Source organism: Amycolatopsis sp. NPDC003865 (assembly GCF_053605345.1).
In genome coordinates this window covers 91,527-106,852 of sequence record NZ_JBSGJA010000002.1, presented here as the reverse complement: position 1 = coordinate 106,852, position 15,326 = coordinate 91,527, and the positions used below count along the sequence as shown (strand labels likewise).

Sequence of the window (15,326 nt, the reverse complement as noted above, 5' to 3'; positions counted from 1 at the left end):
CGGTCATGACCGACGACTTCTACGAGCGCCGCGCGAACGGCGTGCGAGAGCCCGATCCGACGCTCGGCAGGCGCGTCCGCCAGCAGCGGCCGCTGCCGCAGCCCACGGACCGCGCCGTCGTCGAATCGCTGCCGCCCGCGCCGGAGAACGAGCCGGCACCGAAGCCGGAGCACCACGCGAAACCCAAGCGGGAGCGGGTGATCCTGGCCGACCCCCGCCGCGGCGCCGGCACCCTGCGCGCCCGCGTCGAGCTGGAGGAGCAGACCAGCTGGGGGAAGCTGCTCGTCAAGGACCACCTGGTGAAGGTCCAGCTGCGGACGGCGCTGCTGCTGGCCGGGCTCGTCACCGTCGTGTTCGGCTCGCTCCCGGTGCTGTTCTACCTGCTACCCGGGTTCTCCCGGTTGAGCGTCGTCGGCATCCCGGTGGCCTGGCTGATCCTCGGCGTGCTGCCCTTTCCGTTCCTGTTCGGCGTGGGCATCTGGTACAACCGCCTGGCCGAACGCAACGAGCGCGCGTTCGTGGACATGATCGAAAACTAGTTTCCGCACGAGTCGTGCGAGGATTCCCCCGTGCAGCTGAACCCGTGGGCGTTGACCGGCATAGTGCTGGTCGCCGTGGTGACGTTCTTCCTCGGTCACCGCTCTTCGCGTTCGGCCACGAGCACGCACGACTTCCTGGTCGCCCGGCGGACCGTCCGGTCACGCCGCAACGCCGCCGCGATCTCCGGTGAGTACCTGTCCGCGGCGTCGGTCCTCGGCATCGCGGGGATCGTGCTCAAGGACGGCGCCGACGCGCTGTGGTTCCCGATCGGCTTCACCGCGGGCTACCTCGCGCTGATGCTCTTCGTGGCGGCGCCGCTGCGCCGGTCCGGCGCGTACACGCTGCCCGACTTCGTCGAGATGCGGCTCGGCTCGAAAGGCCTCCGCCGGTTCTCCACCGGGTTCGTCGTGTTCATCGGGATCCTCTACATGGTCCCGCAGCTGCAGGCCGCCGGCCTGACGCTGGCGACGATCATCCCGGTGCCGGTGTGGGCGGGCGCGGTCGCGGTGATGGTCGTCGTGGCGTTCAACGTGATCGCCGGCGGCATGCGCGCGATCACCGTCGTCCAGGCCTTCCAGTACTGGCTCAAGCTGTTCGCGATCGCGGTCCCCGCGTTCGTGCTGTGCATGGTCTTCTTCGCCGGCGGCGGCCCGGACGGCTTCCGCCCGCTCGGCGCGGCCGCGCCGCCGGTGTTCCCGACCGACACCACAGTGGACGTCCAAACCGACGTCACCCTCACCGTCCGCGGCGACACCTACCTCTGGGCCTACGGCCGCACCGACAACGGCCCGGCGGCCGGGCCGACGCACTGGACCCCGCTGGCGCCGCACCAGGTCTCCGAAGGCACGAAGCTGAAGTTCCTGGCCGGCACGCCGGTGCCGGTGGTCAGCGACTCGGTCGCGGACAACGCGAACTGGCTGCACCCCGGGTCAGGCAGCCTCACCGACCTGCTCCAGACGTACTCGCTGATGTTCGCGACGTTCCTGGGCACGATGGGCCTGCCGCACGTGCTGGTCCGCTTCTACACCAACCCCGACGGCAAGGCCGCGCGCCGCACCACCGTGCACGTCCTGCTGCTGCTCGGCCTGTTCTACCTCTTCCCGACGCTGATCGGCGCGCTGTCCCGGATGTACGTCCCGGAGCTGCTGGTCACCGGCAAGACCGACGCGGCCATCCTGCGGTTGCCCTCGGCGATGCTGCCCGGCGTCGGCGGCCAGATCCTCGGCGCGGTCACCGCGGCCGGCGCGTTCGCCGCGTTCCTCTCGAGCACGTCGGGGCTGCTGGTGAGCGTCGCCGGCGTCGTCTCGACCGACCTGCTGCCCGGCCGCGTCCGCGACTTCCGCGTCGCGACCGGGCTGGTCGCGCTGTTCCCGATCGGGCTGGCGGTCGCCCTGCGGCCGGAGGACATCTCGCTGTCGATCGGGCTGACCTTCGCGCTCGCCGCGTCGACGTTCAGCCCGCTGCTGGTGCTCGGCATCTGGTGGCGCAAGCTGTCCTGGCCGGGTGCGCTGGCCGGGATGTTCGTCGGCGGCGGGCTGGTGCTGGCCGCGCTGATAGTCAACGTGGTGAGCGGCTACACCGGCGGCTGGGCGCCGTGGTTCGTCAACCAGCCGGCGCTGATCACCGTGCCGGTCGCGTTCGTGACGACGTACCTCGTCAGCCGCGTGACCGGGTACGGGCGTCCGGACCACGTGCACGACATCATGCTGCGGCTGCACGCACCCGATCCGCTCGGGTTCATGCGGGACAGAGCGGTCGCGCGATTCGGACAAGCCGAAGAAAAGACGCGAATCGCCGGCCGGGGCCGGCACCGCAAGTAATGCGCTGACAATCAGTAAGAAAGTAATACCCGATCGAGGGATTACGAACTACACGGTCGACCCATACGTTCCGTTGGTTTCTACCAGTACGACCAGTACGAAAAACGGGAAGGTGGAGATCCGCTGTGAGCAGCACCGAACACGACGTCGGTGGCGCGGAGCCGCAGACCGACTGGGAGAGCATCCAGGGGAGTCCCGAATTCACGGACCTGCGCCGCCGATTGCGGGTGTTCGTGTTCCCGATGACCGCGTTGTTCCTGCTCTGGTACCTGCTGTACGTGCTCCTCGCCGACTACGCGCACGGGTTCATGAGCACCAAGCTCTTCGGCAACATCACCGTCGGCCTGGTCTTCGGGCTCCTGCAGTTCGTTTCGACTTTCGTCATCACCGGCCTTTACGTGCGCTACGCGAACCGGAAGCTCGACCCGGTCGCCGACGGAATCCGCGCCAGGATCGAAGGGGAGCCGGTCGAATGACGCTCGCGGCGGGCGTGGAGGGCAGCAACTCCACCCTCAACATCATCATCTTCCTGGTCTTCGTCGCGATCACGCTGGTGATCGTGTTCCGGGCCAGCCGGAACACGAAGACGGCGTCGGACTACTACGCCGCCGGGCGCGCGTTCACCGGACCGCAGAACGGCATCGCGATTTCCGGTGACTACCTTTCCGCGGCGTCGTTCCTCGGCATCGCGGGCGCGATCGCGATCAACGGCTACGACGGCTTCCTCTATTCGATCGGCTTCCTCGTGGCGTGGCTCGTCGCGCTGCTGCTGGTCGCGGAACTGCTGCGCAACACCGGCAAGTTCACGATGGGCGACGTCCTGGCGTTCCGGATGAAGCAGACGCCGGTGCGCGCGGCCGCGGCCGTTTCGACGCTGGCCGTGTCGTTCTTCTACCTGCTCGCGCAGATGGCGGGCGCCGGCGGCCTGGTCAACCTGCTGCTCGGCATCTCCGGCGAGGCCGGGCAGGACGTCGTCATCGCCGTCGTCGGCGTGATCATGATCCTGTACGTGCTGATCGGCGGGATGAAGGGCACCACGTGGGTGCAGATCATCAAGGCCGCGCTGCTGATCGTCGGCGCGTTCGCGATGACGCTGTGGGTGCTCGGCAAGTACGGCTTCAACCTGTCCGACCTGTTCCAGGCCGCCGTCGACAAGGGCGGCAAGGGCGGCGCGGCGCTGCTCGACCCGGGCAAGCAGTACGGCAAGACGGGCACGACGAAGCTCGACTTCCTGTCGCTCGGCATCGCGCTGGTGCTCGGCACGGCCGGTCTCCCGCACGTCTTGATGCGCTTCTACACGGTGCCGACCGCCCGCGACGCGCGTCGCTCGGTGGTCTGGGCGATCGTCCTGATCGGCGTGTTCTACCTGTTCACGCTGGTGCTCGGCTACGGCGCGGGCGCGATCGTCGGGCCGGACAAGATCTCCAAGGCGCCCGGCACGACGAACTCGGCGGCGCCGCTGCTCGCGTTGGAACTCGGCGGCCCGGTGCTGCTCGGGTTCATCTCCGCGGTCGCGTTCGCGACGATCCTCGCGGTCGTCGCGGGCCTGACGATCACGGCGTCGGCGTCCTTCGCGCACGACGTCTACGCGAACGTGATCAAGAAGGGGCAGATCTCGACCGGCGGTGAGGTTCGCGTCGCCCGGATCACCGCGCTGGTGATCGGCGCGCTGGCCATCGCGGGCGGCATCCTGGCGAAGAGCCAGAACGTGGCGTTCCTCGTGGCGCTGGCGTTTGCCGTGGCGGCGTCGGCGAACCTGCCGACGATCCTGTATTCGCTGTTCTGGAAGCGGTTCAACACCCAGGGCGCGCTGTGGTCGATCTACGGCGGGCTGATCGTCACGATCGTGCTGATCGTCTTCTCGCCCGCGGTCTCGGGCAAGCCGGTGGACGCCAAGACGGGCAAGAGCGCGTCGATGATCCAGGGCGTCGACTTCCACTGGTTCCCGCTCGACAACCCGGGCCTGGTCTCGATCCCGGCCGCGTTCCTGCTCGGCTGGCTCGGCACGGTCCTGTCGAAGGAGCGGAACGCCGCCAAGTACGCGGAGATGGAGGTGCGCGCGCTGACCGGCGCGGGTGCCGAGAAGGCCGTTACGCACTGAAGGTGGTTGCCCGCGCGTGAACCTCACGCGCGGGCAACGCCCCCGCATGGCAGCATGGAGATCGTGGTGAGCCCTGCTGAACTGCCGACCGCCGAGGTCCGCGACCTGCCCAAGGACGGCCTCGTGCTGCTCGACGTCCGCGAAGACGACGAGTGGGCCGCCGGTCACGCGCCCGGCGCCGTGCACATCCCGATGGGGGAGCTGCCCGCCCGCGTCGGCGAGCTGGCCGACCTGCCCGACGACCAGCCGATCCACGTGATCTGCCGCAGCGGCGGCCGGTCCGCGCGGGCGGCCGCGTGGCTCAACCAGAGCGGCTGGGACGCGGTGAACGTCGCCGGCGGCATGGGCGCGTGGCAGCGCGAAGGCCGGCCGATGGTCGGCGAGCACCCCGGCATCGATCCCGAAGTGATCTAGCCTTGCAGCCGCCTCCGCCTGGGTACTGGCCGCGTCAGGTGCCGCCGCCTTCGGCGCAGCAGCTGCAGGGCCGGAGTCTGGCCGCCCAGCCGGAGCCGTACCCGTACCACCGCCGTCCGACGCACCGGCCGAGGCTGCGTTGGGTGGCGACCCCGCCGCCGGGTGCGTGGCCACGCCGCCGCGTGACGCCGCCCGAGCGGTACTTCGGCCCGCCGTCGTACCCGGTGCCGCCGCGCTGGGGCTTCCCGAACCTGGTCTGGCGCCGTCCGACGTCGGTGCCCGGCACGGCGTCCGACGGAGTCCGCCCGATCGACCGGGTGCCGGTGCTCAGCCGCAGCCTGATCGGTGTCCTGTTCGCCTTCGCCGTCCTCGCCGTGGTCGCCGCGGGCGCGGAGATCTGGCGGTACGTGCTGCTCGTCCAAGGGCGCGAGTCCGCGCTGAACCGCTCGGTGGTGGCCTTCTCCGACGGCTTCGTGCTCACCGCGGGCCTGCTGGCCTCGATCCTCGCGCTGCTGCCCGCCGGGCTGTCGCTCTGGTGGCTGCTGGTCGCCCGCCGCGCGGCGGCGGACGTCTCCGGCGACGACCCGCCGCGGCCGGTGTGGCAGGTGCTCGTCGGCATCCTCGTGCCGGTGGCGAACCTGCCGATGGCGCTGTCGATCGCCGGCGAGCTGGAGCACGCGGTGCTCGGCCGCCCGCGCGACGTCCGCCCGAAGCCGTCACGGCAGCTGCTCGTGTGGTGGGGCGCCTGGCTGCTCAACTGGGTGCTGCTGGGCGTGACGATCGCCTGGCGCTTCCGCGACGACGTGCAGTCGATGGCGGACAGCGTCGTCATGGTCGCGGTGACCGACCTGGCCGCGGCCTTCCTGGCCGTGATGACCGCCCTGGTCGTGCGGCGGTTCTCGGCCCTGCTGGCACCGCCGGACGCGCGGGCCGTGCGCTCGATGCGCGTGCTGAAGGTGACGGACGCCCCGGAGCCCGAGCTGCGCAGCGCCCGCCCCGCAGGCGCGGCGCGCTAGTAGCCGCCCAGCACCGGTTCGAGCTGGTCGAAGGCCGTTTCCGCGGCCGGCCACAGCGCGTCGACGATCTTGTCCTTCGGCTGGTCGTCGAGGATGCGGTCGAAGACCTCTTCGAAGAGCACCCGCAGGACCGTCGCGAGGTGTGCGGCCGCGAGCCGCGGCTCGAGACCGTCTTCCGGGTGCCGCTCGGTCAGTAGCTCCGTCAGGGTCGCTTCGCGCTCGCGGTGCAGTTCGTGCAGCGCGTTCGTGAGGATCGGGCTCTGCCGGATCATGCGCGCGAAGCCCGGTCCGGAGAAGCCGACCAGTGCGTGCTGGGCGTCGAGGGCTTCGAAGTAGAGCTCGCGGGTGTCGTGGAAGGCGCTGTCGTGGATCAGCGTCGCCGGCCAGGACGTGAAGTCCGTGCGGATGTCGAAGACCAGGTCTTCCTTGCGCGGGAAGTGGTTGGTCACGGTCATCTTGGCGACCCGCGCCTCGGCGGCGATCTCCGCGATCGTCACGTCCTCGAAGCCCTCGCGGATGAAGAGCTTCGTCGCGACGTCCGAGATGTTCTTCCTGGTCTCGTGCTTCTTCTGGGCCCGGAGTCCCTCACTCATGCCGTCACTCTACTGGGTCGGACCCAATTTTGTGCTTGACCCAGTGTGTGGGTCGGACCTAATCTCAGGTTCGACCTAATTTCCTGGGGGTGGATGTGACTCTGACAGCGGCTCGTCCCGACGCCGCGTTGTGGCGGCTCGGCGGTGTGCTGATCATGGGCGCGGTGCTGTCGATCCTCGACGCGACGATCGTGACCGTCGGGATCGACTCGATCGCCCGTGACCTGGGCAGCCCGGTGACGACGGTGCAGTGGGTGGCCAGCGCGTACCTGCTCGCGGCGTCGGCGGCGATCCCGCTGTCGGGCTGGCTGACCGACCGCTTCGGCGGCCGCGCGGTGTGGCTGACGGCGGTGGCGATCTTCACGGTGGGCACGCTGCTGTGCGGCTTCGCCTGGTCGGCGCCCGCGCTGATCGTGTTCCGGGTGCTGCACGGCCTGGGCGGCGGGCTGATGCAGCCGGTCGGCCAGGCGGTGTTCGCCCAGGCGGCGGGTCCGGCGCTGGGGCGGATGATCGGCGTGATCACGCTGCCGGCGACGGTGGCCCCGGTCCTGGGTCCGCTGCTGGGCGGTGCCCTGGTGGCGGACTTCGGCTGGCGCTGGATGTTCTTCGGGGTGGTCCCGCTGGGGGTGGCGACGTTCGCGGTCGCGCGCTCGGTGCTGCCGGCCACTGCGCCGTCCGATGCGCGGTCGCCCTTGGACGTCCGCGGGATCTTGCTGCTGTCACCCGGTCTCGCGGCGTTCGTCTACGGCTTGGCCTCGGGCGTGGCCGTCGCCTGGGTGGCCGGAGCCGGGCTGCTGGTGGCGTACGGCGTCCACGCGTCCCGGGCGCCGTCACCCGTGCTCGACCTGAAGCTGTTCCGGGATCAGGGTTTCCGGGTGGCTTCGGTCAGTACGTTCCTGCTGGGCGCGTCGCTGTACAGCTCGATGTTGCTGCTGCCGCTGTACTACGAGCAAGTGGCGCACGCGAGCCCGTGGGAGGCGGGGCTGCTGCTGGCACCCCAGGCCATCGGCTCGGCCGCGGTCCTCCTCGCGGGCGGACGCCTCCTGGCCCGGTTCGGAGCCCGCCGGATGATGCTGGCCGGCATCGCCCTGTCCCTGCTGGGCACAGTCGCGTTCACCCAGCTCGGCTCGGCGCCGAGCGGCGTGGTGCTGACCCTGTCGCTCCTGATCCGCGGCGCCGGCCTGGGCGCGGCGACCGCGCCCGGCATGACGACGCTGTACGGCTCGCTGGAGCGGTCCCGCATCCCGCGGGCGGCAAGCGCGTTCAACGTGATCAACCGCGTCGGCGGTTCGCTGGGGACGGCGCTGCTGGCGGCGATCCTCCACGGTGTGGCCGCGGCGCCGCCCACGGCATTCGCCACGACGTTCACCTGGTCCTTGGCGCTGTCGGCGCTCACTCTGATCCCTGCCGCGTACTTCCCCTCGAGGAGCCCCCGATGACGTACCGCCTCTTGAGCGTCCACGCCCACCCGGACGACGAGTCGAGCAAGGGCGCGGCCACGCTGGCCCGCTACGCGGCCGAAGGGGTCGAGGTCCTGGTGGCGACCTGCACCGGCGGCGAGCGCGGCGACATCCTCAACCCGGCGGTGGACACCCCGGAAAACCGCGCCGACCTCCCGGCGGTCCGCCGCCGTGAGATGGCCGCGGCAGCCGAGATCCTGGGCATCCGCCAACGCTTCCTGGGCATGACCGACTCCGGCCTCCCCGCCGAAGGGGAGCCGTTGCCGGTGGGCTGCTTCGCGGCACTCCCGCTGACGTCGGCAGCGGAGCCGCTGGTGGCGCTGATCCGCGAGTTCCGCCCCCACGTCGTGATCACGTACGACGAAACCGGCGGCTATCCCCACCCGGACCACATCCGAACGCACGAGGTGACGCTGGAGGCGTTCACCGCGGCCGCCGACCCGGCGCGCTACCCCGGCACCGGCGCCCCTTGGCAACCACAGAAGCTGTACTACCAGGCAGCATTGAGCCGGGCGTGGTTCCAAGCCCTCCACGACGCGACCCTGGCGGCCGGCCTGGAGTCCGCCATGGCCGAAGTACTGGCGGAATTCCCCACGGACCCACCGTTCGCCGTCACGACCAAGATCCGCTGCGAGCAGTACTTCGCCACCCGCGACCAAGCGCTCCTGGCCCACCGAACCCAGGTCGACCCAGCCCATCCGTTCTTCGCCCACTCACGCGAAATCGAACGGAAAGTCTGGCCCCACGAGGACTACCACCTGGCCCACCCCACGCCAGGAGCCGACCTCGAAGACGACCTCTTCGCCGGAGTCACGCCGTGACGCGAAGCTCCCGCAGTCCCCGGATCACGAACTCCGGCCGCCGCGGCGGGGTCTCGGCCAACCTCAGCCCCGGCAGCTTCTCCGTCAACGCACTCAACGCGGCAGCGATCTCCACCCGAGCGAGAGGAGCCCCTACGCAGTAGTGAATCCCCAGCCCGAACCCGAGGTGCGCGTTCGGCGTCCGCCCGATGTCAAGCCGGTCCGGCTCGTCGAACACCTTCGGATCCCGCGCCGCGGCTCCCAGCAGGGCACCGATCTTCTGCCCCTGCAAAACCTCGAACCCGCAAATCGACACGTCCTCGGTCGCCGTCCGCTCGAACAGCTGCAGCGGCGCGTCGAATCGGATCAGCTCCTCGACGCACGAATCCAGCAAGGAAGGAGTCGCCACCAGCCGTTCCCACTGGTCCCGGTGCGTGAGCAGCGCGGTGATGCCGTTGCCGAGCACGTTGACCGTCGCTTCGTGGCCCGCCATCAGCAGCAGCACCGCCGTCGCGACCAGCTCGTCCGGCGTCAGCTCGCTGCGCAGGAGGTCGCTGATGATGTCGTCGCCCGGCGAGGAAGCACGGTCGGAAGCCACCGACCGGACGTACGCGACGAACTCCGCGGCCGCCCGCTCGGCGGCGTCGCGGCCCTCCTCGGGCAGGCCGTACTCGTACATCTTCACGATCGCGTTCGACAGCTCGACCATCCGCGGCCCGTCCGTACCGGGAACGCCCAGCAGCTCGGCGATCACCGCGACCGGCAACGGCTGGGCCAGGTGTTCCAGGAGGTCCGCGCTGCCGTCGGCGGCGATCGCGGCCGCCAGGTCGTCAACCATCCGGGTGGCGAGCGTTCCGACCATCGGACGCAGCCGCTGCACGTGGCCGCGGCCGAACGCGCCTGCGATCAGGCGCCGGAGGCGGGTGTGCGCCGGCGGCTCGTTCTCCAGCAGGGAGTTGCGGTGCAGGAGGTTGAACGACGCGAACCGCTCGAGCGGCTGCGCGTCCTGCCAGATCCGGCCCAGGCCGCGGTGGCGCAGCACCGCCGACGCCCCGGCGTGTGACACCGCCACGGCCAGGCCGAGCCCTTCGTGAAAATGGACGTCACCCTGCTCGCGCAGGGCGGCGAACGCCGGGTACGGGTCTTCCAGGAACGCGAGATCGCGGGGGTCGAACACGTCGCGAGACTAACCCTTCGATAGCGTTTCAAGCCGAGCCAGAGGAGGCAGCAGTGGGCAAGGGCGCGCGCAAGAAGGGTCCCAAGCAGGCGTCGGACCGCAAGCCGAAGGTGCGCGACGTCTTCGTCGGCCAGCCGTTCGAGGGGCTGGTGGCGGAGCCCGAGCTGATCGCGCTGCGCGAGTTCGTGCCGTCCGCGACGGCCAAGCTGACCCTCGCCGACGGCGGCGACGTCACCCTCGGCACCGTGCTGCCGATGGCCGCGGCGGCGTTCGTCCGCTCCGACGGCGAGCGCTACCTCGGCCTCCAGGTGCAGACGCGCTCGTCCGACATCAGCCGCGACCTCGGCCGCTCGCTGAAGTGGCTGCTGGACGCCAAGGAGGGCGACGTCCTCGGCGTGCCGGACACGACGACCCCGCCGACCGCCGACGAGCACGCCCGCCTCCAGGACCTGCTGACCCCAGGCGCCGAGCTCGACGTCGAGCTGCACAAGGACTTCGCCTGGTGGCTCCCGGAGGACGCGGACGCCACCGGCGACGTCGCGGTCTCGCTCGAGCGCGCGAACGCCGCGATCATGCCGACCGAACGCCTCGGCTCGGGCGCCTATTGGGTCCTCGCCGGCGAGAAGGCGCACCTGCGCTGGGTCCGTCCGGAGCCGGAGAACCTGCTGCTCCAAGCCCTGGCCCGCCTGTCCGCGGCCGGCGAGCTCAGCCTCGGCGAGGGCTCGCGCTACGCGGGCTCGTTCCGCGCGCACGGCCTCCTGGTCCCGGTGTGGGACCTCGACCCCGAGGCCCACGCCCGCGAGTGGGCCGAGGCGAAGGAAGCCCTGGGCACCCGCCTCGAGACGGCGCTGAAGTCCCTCGACACCGAGCCCCTGAACGCGGCAGAGCGCCGGGCTCGCGACGGCCTCATCGGCCGCCAGCTCACCCTGCGCTGACCCCAGCCCGAAGACGGCCCACCGCCGAGCCAACCCCGGCGGCGGCTTCCCGCTGCGCCATCAGCGGCCAGCGAGCGACGGCGCCCGCCGCGCCTCAGTCGGCCGTCCCCAGCGACCCGAACGCGGCCCGCCGAAGCGTGGTGCGTGCCGGCCGCACCGTCGGCAACCAGCGGGCGACGGCGCCTATCGCGCCTCAGTCGGCCGTCCCCAGCGACCCGAACGCGGCCCGCCGCTGCGTAGTGCGTGCTGGCTGGCCGCGCCGTCGGCGGCCAGCGGGCGACGGCGCCTACCGCGCCTCAGTCGGCCGTCCCCAGCGACCGGGAAGTGACCCGGCCGCCGTCTGATGCGCGCCGGCCACTCCGCGGCCGGGCGTCGAGCGGCAGCCGCCCGCTGCGCCTCAGCCGGTTGTCCTCGCCCGCGCCCGACCACCCGCCGCAGGCCGCGACCCCTCGAAAACTTTCGTCGAAAAGCACCGAACCGCCGCCCCGTTCCGGTGGCCGGGAACCAGCTCAATGAGCGTTCAACCAGGCCTTATGTGGCGCACGAGACACCGCCACCGGATCGCCGCGGTGGGACGATTCTCCGCGTGATACTCCACATCTGCGGGGCGGCCGAGTGGGCCGAAGTGGGCGAAGGCGGCGAGTACCGGCCGCCGTCACTGGAGGATGCCGGGTTCGTGCACTGCTCGGACTTCGGCACCGTGCACCTGGCTGCCAACATCCGCTTCCGGGGCCGCACCGATCTGGTGCTGCTCGAAATCGATCCGGCCGAGCTCGACGTGCCCGTGCGGTGGGAAGACGGCGAGCCGCCGCATCCCGACGGGATCTGGTTCCCGCACGTCTACGGTCCGATCCGGCACTCCGCCGTCGTCGGGGTGCACCCGTTCACCGAAACCGCGGACGGTGGCTTCCGGCTGCCGGACGCGCTCGCCCGCCGCTGAGGTGGGCAACTCATCACCCGCCCGCGCGTCTCGGAAATCGGGCGGGAACGCGGGCAACCTGAGGGGGCTGTGATGCGTGTTGGGGAGGAAAGCGGCTCAACCCCGATGGGAGGCGATACGGTGACCGCTGCGGCACCCGTCTTCACCGGGGGAGATACCTGGGTGACCAGCGCAGGCCGAGGGAGGGCCGCGACGTTGCCGGGTGAACTCACCGACTTCGGCGATTTCGTCCAGGCCGTCCTGCCCGGCCTGCTGCGGTACGGCCACGCCCTCACCGGCAACCCGCACGACGCCGCGGACCTGGTCCAGACCGTGCTCGAAAAGATGGGTTCGCGCTGGACCTACGTGCACGAAAAGACCGGCGACCCGCTGGCCTACGTGCGGCGGTCGATGGCGAACGCGCACGTCAGCCGCTGGCGGCGGACGCGGCGCGAGAACCTCGTTGCCGACCTGCCGGACACCAGCCCGCACGTGCCGGACGACCCGTTCGAGCACGAGCCGCTGTGGCGCGCGTTACGAACGCTGCCGCCGAGACAACGGGCCGTCATGGTCCTGCGTTACTACGAAGGGCTGTCCGAGGCGGAGATCGCCGGCGCGCTCGGGGTCACGCAGGGCACCGTCAAGAGCCAGGCCAGCAAGGCGATCGCGTCGCTGCGGATGAAACTCACCGCGGCCGACATCCAAGGCGAAGGGAGTGACGCGGGTTGAACATCTCCGAGGACGAGCTGGAGCAGCGCCTGCGCGCGCTCTTCGCCGACGAGCGGCTGGACTTGCCGCCACCGCCGGACGCCCGCACGGCCATCGTCGCCGGGGCGCGGCGCCGTCGGCGGCGCCGCCAGGGCGTGCTGGCCGCGACCGGCGTCGCGGCGGCCGTCGTGGCCGTGTCGGGAGGCCTCACCGTGGTGCGTCTCCACGCCGAGGACGGCACCGCGGTGATGTCCGCCGACGGCTCTTCCCTCAGCGTCAAGCCACCCGAGAACCTCACGGCGGGCCGGCAGCCCGACCCCTCGGTCCCGGGCCCGACCAGCACCCAGGACATCCAGGTCTCGGCGCCACCCGCCACGCCGACGTCGAAGGCCTCGCGGCCGCCGTCGGCCCAGCCGTCGTCGAAGCTGCCGCCCGTGCTCAGCGGCCCGCTGCTCGACCCGGACGGCTTCGGCACCCTCAAGCTCGGCATGTCCGAGACCCAGATCGCCGCGCAGGGCGTCACGCTCAGCGACCCACAGGCCGGCGGCAGCTGCACCGTCTTCACCGCGCAGGGCGGCGGCGTGCCCGCGGCCGCGACAGTGGTGGTCTCGAAGGCGCTCGGGCTCACGGTCGTCACCCCCGCGCAGGCGGCGCACACCGCCGAGGGCGTCGGCGCCGGGTCGACCAAGGACCAGGTGCTCGCGGCCTATCCCGGGGCGAAGGAAGAAGCGGGTGGCGTCGTTGCTCCGGTCACCACCGGCGCCGATTTCCACTTCCGGCTCGGCGACGCCGGGGTCGTGCAGACCAGCCTCGCGGCTGTCAACCAGGACTGCGCCGGCTGAGAAGCCGGCCACATGCGGAAACCCGGGCTATCCACAGGGGGAGAGCCCGGGTTTCCGGTTTTTCGACGTACTTACAGCGCTCCGCCGGCCACCGGCGGCATCGCGGAGTCCCGGCCGCCGTCGCCCACGGACTCGCGGTACAGGTGGTTTTCGACCTCGAACAGGTTGCCGTTCGCGCGCTTGACGACGTTCAGCAGCGTGTTCATCTGCGAGATCTCTTCGACCTGCTCCTTGAGGAACCACTGCGTGAACTGCTCGCTGATGTAGTCCTCTTCGGCGCGGGCGGCCTTGGCCATCGCGGAGATGTCGGTCGCGACTTCCTTCTCCTGCTCGAGCGCGAGCTCGATGAGCTCGGTGACGCCGGAGAAGTCGTTGCGCACTTCGCCCGTGCCGGGGATTTCGACGTGGTGGTCGCGGTCGAGCATGAACTGCACGAGCGCCATCGCGTGGTTGCGCTCTTCGACGGACTGCTTGTAGAAGTGCTTCGCCAGCTGCGGCAGGTCCTCGGCGTCGAACCACACCGCGAGCGCGATGTACTGCTGGGACGCGTTGAACTCGTTGTGGATCTGCGCCTGCAGCAGTTCGAAGAACTTCGAGCGCGGTTCTTTCTTCTTGGTGAGGGCCATGTAGACCAGAATAGATCAAGATTGGCGCGAATGCCACACGGGGCTGGTGATCTCGACCCTATTAGGGTTACCATTCCTAAAGAAGACGAACCTTATTTAAGTAAGCCTTCCCTAAATTGTCGCACCCATTTAGGGAAGGCTTACTTCGTTTACTTCAACGGCTCGCGGCGGATCGGGCACGACATGCACCGCGGCCCGCCCCGCCCGGAGCCCAGCTCCGAACCCGCGATCGGCAGCACCTCGATCCCGGCCGCCTCGAGACGCTCGTTCGTCTCGACGTTGCGCTCGTAGCCCACGACCACGCCCGGCGCCAGGGCGAGCGTGTTGTTGCCGTCGTCCCACTGTTCGCGCTCGGCCGTCACCGGGTCGAGGCCGGTGTCGATGACGCGCAGGCGGTCGATCTCCATCGCCTCCGCCGCGGCGGCCAGGAACGGCGCCGGGCCGGCCACCTTGACGCCGCCGTCGCCGGTCGGGCGCAGCGTGAACGCCGTCAGCGAGTCGCGCGCGAGCGGATACATGACCACCGCGTCGGCGTCGACCATCGTGCACACCGTGTCCAGGTGCATGGTGGCGCGGGACTGCTCGATCGGCACCGCGAGCACGGTGTGCGCGATGCCGTCGGCGAACACCGACCGCGCGAGCGACTCCGCGCCCGCCGCCGTGGTCCGTTCGCCGACGCCGATGGCGAGCACGCCCGGCGCCAGGAGCATCACGTCGCCGCCCTCGATCGGCGCGGAATGGGCGCCGTACGCGCGGGCCGCGTGCCGGAAGTACGGGTGGTAGGCGTAGATCAGGTCCAGCACCGCGGTCTCGCGGCGACGCGCCGGCATGGTCAGCGACGAGATCGCCACCCGGTCGGCGATCCACGCCGACGAGTCGCGGGTGAACAGCAGGTTCGGCAGCGGGTCGACGGCGAAGTCGTGCGGGTGGTTCATCATCCGCACCAGCGACGCGCCCTCCGCCGACGGCAGCTCCTCGAACGTCATCCCGGCCATCAGCACTTCGGCGAGCCCGCCCGCGTCGACGCCGGAGAGGTGCGACCGCAGGGAGTCGGCGAGGTCGCCGCCGAGGCGCCGGTCGTCGACCGCCGCGTGCACGCCCGCCGCGTGGGCGCGGTCGTCCTCCAGCGCCGTCCGCAGGGCGTCGGCCAGCAGCAGCACCTCGACGCCGCGGCTGCGCAGCACCTCGGCGAACGCGTCGTGCTCGGCCTGGGCCCGGTCGACCCACGGGATCGAGTCGAACAGGAGCTGGTCGTTGTTGCGGGGCGTCAGCCTTTTGAGCTCGTTGCCGGGCCGGTGCAGCAGCACCGCGCGCAGGGGTCCGACTTCGCTGTCCACCCGGGGAGGTGTCGTTTCGTCGATCACCCAGCGAGCGT

At 70.8% G+C, this 15,326-nt stretch carries 16 protein-coding genes; 12 read left to right on the top strand and 4 right to left on the bottom strand.

All coding sequences use genetic code 11. The annotated features are described in order from the left end of the window. Positions 1 to 5: 5 nt before the first annotated feature. The 6 genes from ACWEVP_RS05370 to ACWEVP_RS05345 all read left to right on the top strand — a co-directional run bounded on the left by ACWEVP_RS05370 (position 6) and on the right by ACWEVP_RS05345 (position 5,891). Positions 6 to 539, top strand: a complete 534-nt coding sequence (locus ACWEVP_RS05370; protein WP_452061405.1) for a hypothetical protein — start codon at positions 6 to 8, stop codon at positions 537 to 539. Between the two features lie 30 nt (positions 540 to 569). After that, positions 570 to 2,360 (top strand): sodium/solute symporter, encoded by a 1,791-nt coding sequence (locus ACWEVP_RS05365; protein ID WP_452061404.1) that lies wholly within the window; start codon positions 570 to 572, stop codon positions 2,358 to 2,360. A 125-nt stretch (positions 2,361 to 2,485) separates the two neighbouring features. Further along, positions 2,486 to 2,836, top strand: a complete 351-nt coding sequence (locus ACWEVP_RS05360) for a DUF485 domain-containing protein (RefSeq protein WP_364463954.1) — start codon at positions 2,486 to 2,488, stop codon at positions 2,834 to 2,836. Continuing rightward, positions 2,833 to 4,461, top strand: coding sequence for a solute symporter family protein (locus tag ACWEVP_RS05355; RefSeq protein ID WP_452061403.1), 1,629 nt, complete (start codon positions 2,833 to 2,835; stop codon positions 4,459 to 4,461). The genes ACWEVP_RS05360 and ACWEVP_RS05355 overlap by 4 nt, the downstream gene beginning before the upstream one ends. 54 nt (positions 4,462 to 4,515) lie before the next feature. After that, positions 4,516 to 4,875 carry a rhodanese-like domain-containing protein gene (locus ACWEVP_RS05350; RefSeq protein ID WP_372667677.1) on the top strand — a complete coding sequence of 120 codons (360 nt, stop codon included), beginning with the start codon at positions 4,516 to 4,518 and terminating at the stop codon, positions 4,873 to 4,875. Between the two features lie 2 nt (positions 4,876 to 4,877). Then, positions 4,878 to 5,891: a DUF4328 domain-containing protein gene (locus ACWEVP_RS05345; RefSeq protein ID WP_452061402.1), complete on the top strand. Its 1,014-nt coding sequence runs from the start codon at positions 4,878 to 4,880 to the stop codon at positions 5,889 to 5,891. Here the strand turns inward: ACWEVP_RS05345 and ACWEVP_RS05340 are convergent. After that, the gene (locus ACWEVP_RS05340) at positions 5,888 to 6,484 is read right to left on the bottom strand and encodes a TetR/AcrR family transcriptional regulator (RefSeq protein ID WP_452061401.1); all 597 of its coding nucleotides are present in this window, start codon (positions 6,482 to 6,484) and stop codon (positions 5,888 to 5,890) included. The two genes, ACWEVP_RS05345 and ACWEVP_RS05340, sit on opposite strands and share 4 nt — an antisense overlap. Before the next feature lie 89 nt (positions 6,485 to 6,573). Between ACWEVP_RS05340 and ACWEVP_RS05335 the strand changes: the two genes are divergently transcribed. Then, positions 6,574 to 7,923 (top strand): DHA2 family efflux MFS transporter permease subunit, encoded by a 1,350-nt coding sequence (locus tag ACWEVP_RS05335; RefSeq protein WP_452061400.1) that lies wholly within the window; start codon positions 6,574 to 6,576, stop codon positions 7,921 to 7,923. Beyond that, entirely contained in the window at positions 7,920 to 8,765 is an 846-nt protein-coding gene (gene mca / locus ACWEVP_RS05330) for a mycothiol conjugate amidase Mca (RefSeq protein WP_452061399.1), read from the top strand. Before ACWEVP_RS05335 ends, mca begins: the two co-directional genes overlap by 4 nt. On the opposite strand, the gene ACWEVP_RS05325 is transcribed toward mca, so the two are convergent. Further along, a complete protein-coding gene (locus tag ACWEVP_RS05325) occupies positions 8,755 to 9,921 on the bottom strand; it encodes a cytochrome P450 (RefSeq protein WP_452061398.1) in 1,167 nt (388 codons plus the stop codon). The two genes, mca and ACWEVP_RS05325, sit on opposite strands and share 11 nt — an antisense overlap. Positions 9,922 to 9,974: 53 nt before the next feature. Here ACWEVP_RS05325 and ACWEVP_RS05320 point away from each other — a divergent pair, with 53 nt between their 5' ends. The 4 genes from ACWEVP_RS05320 to ACWEVP_RS05305 all read left to right on the top strand — a co-directional run bounded on the left by ACWEVP_RS05320 (position 9,975) and on the right by ACWEVP_RS05305 (position 13,325). Continuing rightward, a complete protein-coding gene (locus tag ACWEVP_RS05320) occupies positions 9,975 to 10,856 on the top strand; it encodes a DUF5926 family protein (protein WP_452061397.1) in 882 nt (293 codons plus the stop codon). Between the two features lie 586 nt (positions 10,857 to 11,442). Continuing rightward, a complete protein-coding gene (locus ACWEVP_RS05315; RefSeq protein ID WP_452061396.1) occupies positions 11,443 to 11,796 on the top strand; it encodes a DUF952 domain-containing protein in 354 nt (117 codons plus the stop codon). A gap of 195 nt (positions 11,797 to 11,991) precedes the next feature. Then, entirely contained in the window at positions 11,992 to 12,504 is a 513-nt protein-coding gene (locus ACWEVP_RS05310; protein WP_452061936.1) for a SigE family RNA polymerase sigma factor, read from the top strand. Further along, the gene (locus ACWEVP_RS05305; RefSeq protein WP_452061395.1) at positions 12,501 to 13,325 is read left to right on the top strand and encodes a hypothetical protein; all 825 of its coding nucleotides are present in this window, start codon (positions 12,501 to 12,503) and stop codon (positions 13,323 to 13,325) included. The genes ACWEVP_RS05310 and ACWEVP_RS05305 overlap by 4 nt, the downstream gene beginning before the upstream one ends. 71 nt (positions 13,326 to 13,396) lie before the next feature. Here ACWEVP_RS05305 and ACWEVP_RS05300 read toward each other — a convergent pair whose 3' ends face one another. Both ACWEVP_RS05300 and ACWEVP_RS05295 read right to left on the bottom strand, forming a co-directional pair. Then, entirely contained in the window at positions 13,397 to 13,951 is a 555-nt protein-coding gene (locus ACWEVP_RS05300; protein ID WP_452061394.1) for a ferritin, read from the bottom strand. A gap of 149 nt (positions 13,952 to 14,100) precedes the next feature. Continuing rightward, on the bottom strand, positions 14,101 to 15,288 hold the full coding sequence (locus ACWEVP_RS05295; protein ID WP_452061935.1) for an arginine deiminase: 1,188 nt from the start codon (positions 15,286 to 15,288) through the stop codon (positions 14,101 to 14,103). Between the last annotated feature and the right edge of the window lie 38 nt (positions 15,289 to 15,326).

Bases quoted from the DNA above. Each gene is read 5' to 3' on its own strand.
- ACWEVP_RS05370 (WP_452061405.1), top strand. From the start codon at position 6: ATGACCGACGACTTCTACGAGCGCCGCGCGAACGGCGTGCGAGAGCCC.
- ACWEVP_RS05350 (WP_372667677.1), top strand. From the start codon at position 4,516: ATGGAGATCGTGGTGAGCCCTGCTGAACTGCCGACCGCCGAGGTCCGC.
- ACWEVP_RS05355 (WP_452061403.1), top strand. From the start codon at position 2,833: ATGACGCTCGCGGCGGGCGTGGAGGGCAGCAACTCCACCCTCAACATC.
- mca (WP_452061399.1), top strand. From the start codon at position 7,920: ATGACGTACCGCCTCTTGAGCGTCCACGCCCACCCGGACGACGAGTCG.
- ACWEVP_RS05340 (WP_452061401.1), bottom strand. From the start codon at position 6,484: ATGAGTGAGGGACTCCGGGCCCAGAAGAAGCACGAGACCAGGAAGAAC.
- ACWEVP_RS05300 (WP_452061394.1), bottom strand. From the start codon at position 13,951: ATGGCCCTCACCAAGAAGAAAGAACCGCGCTCGAAGTTCTTCGAACTG.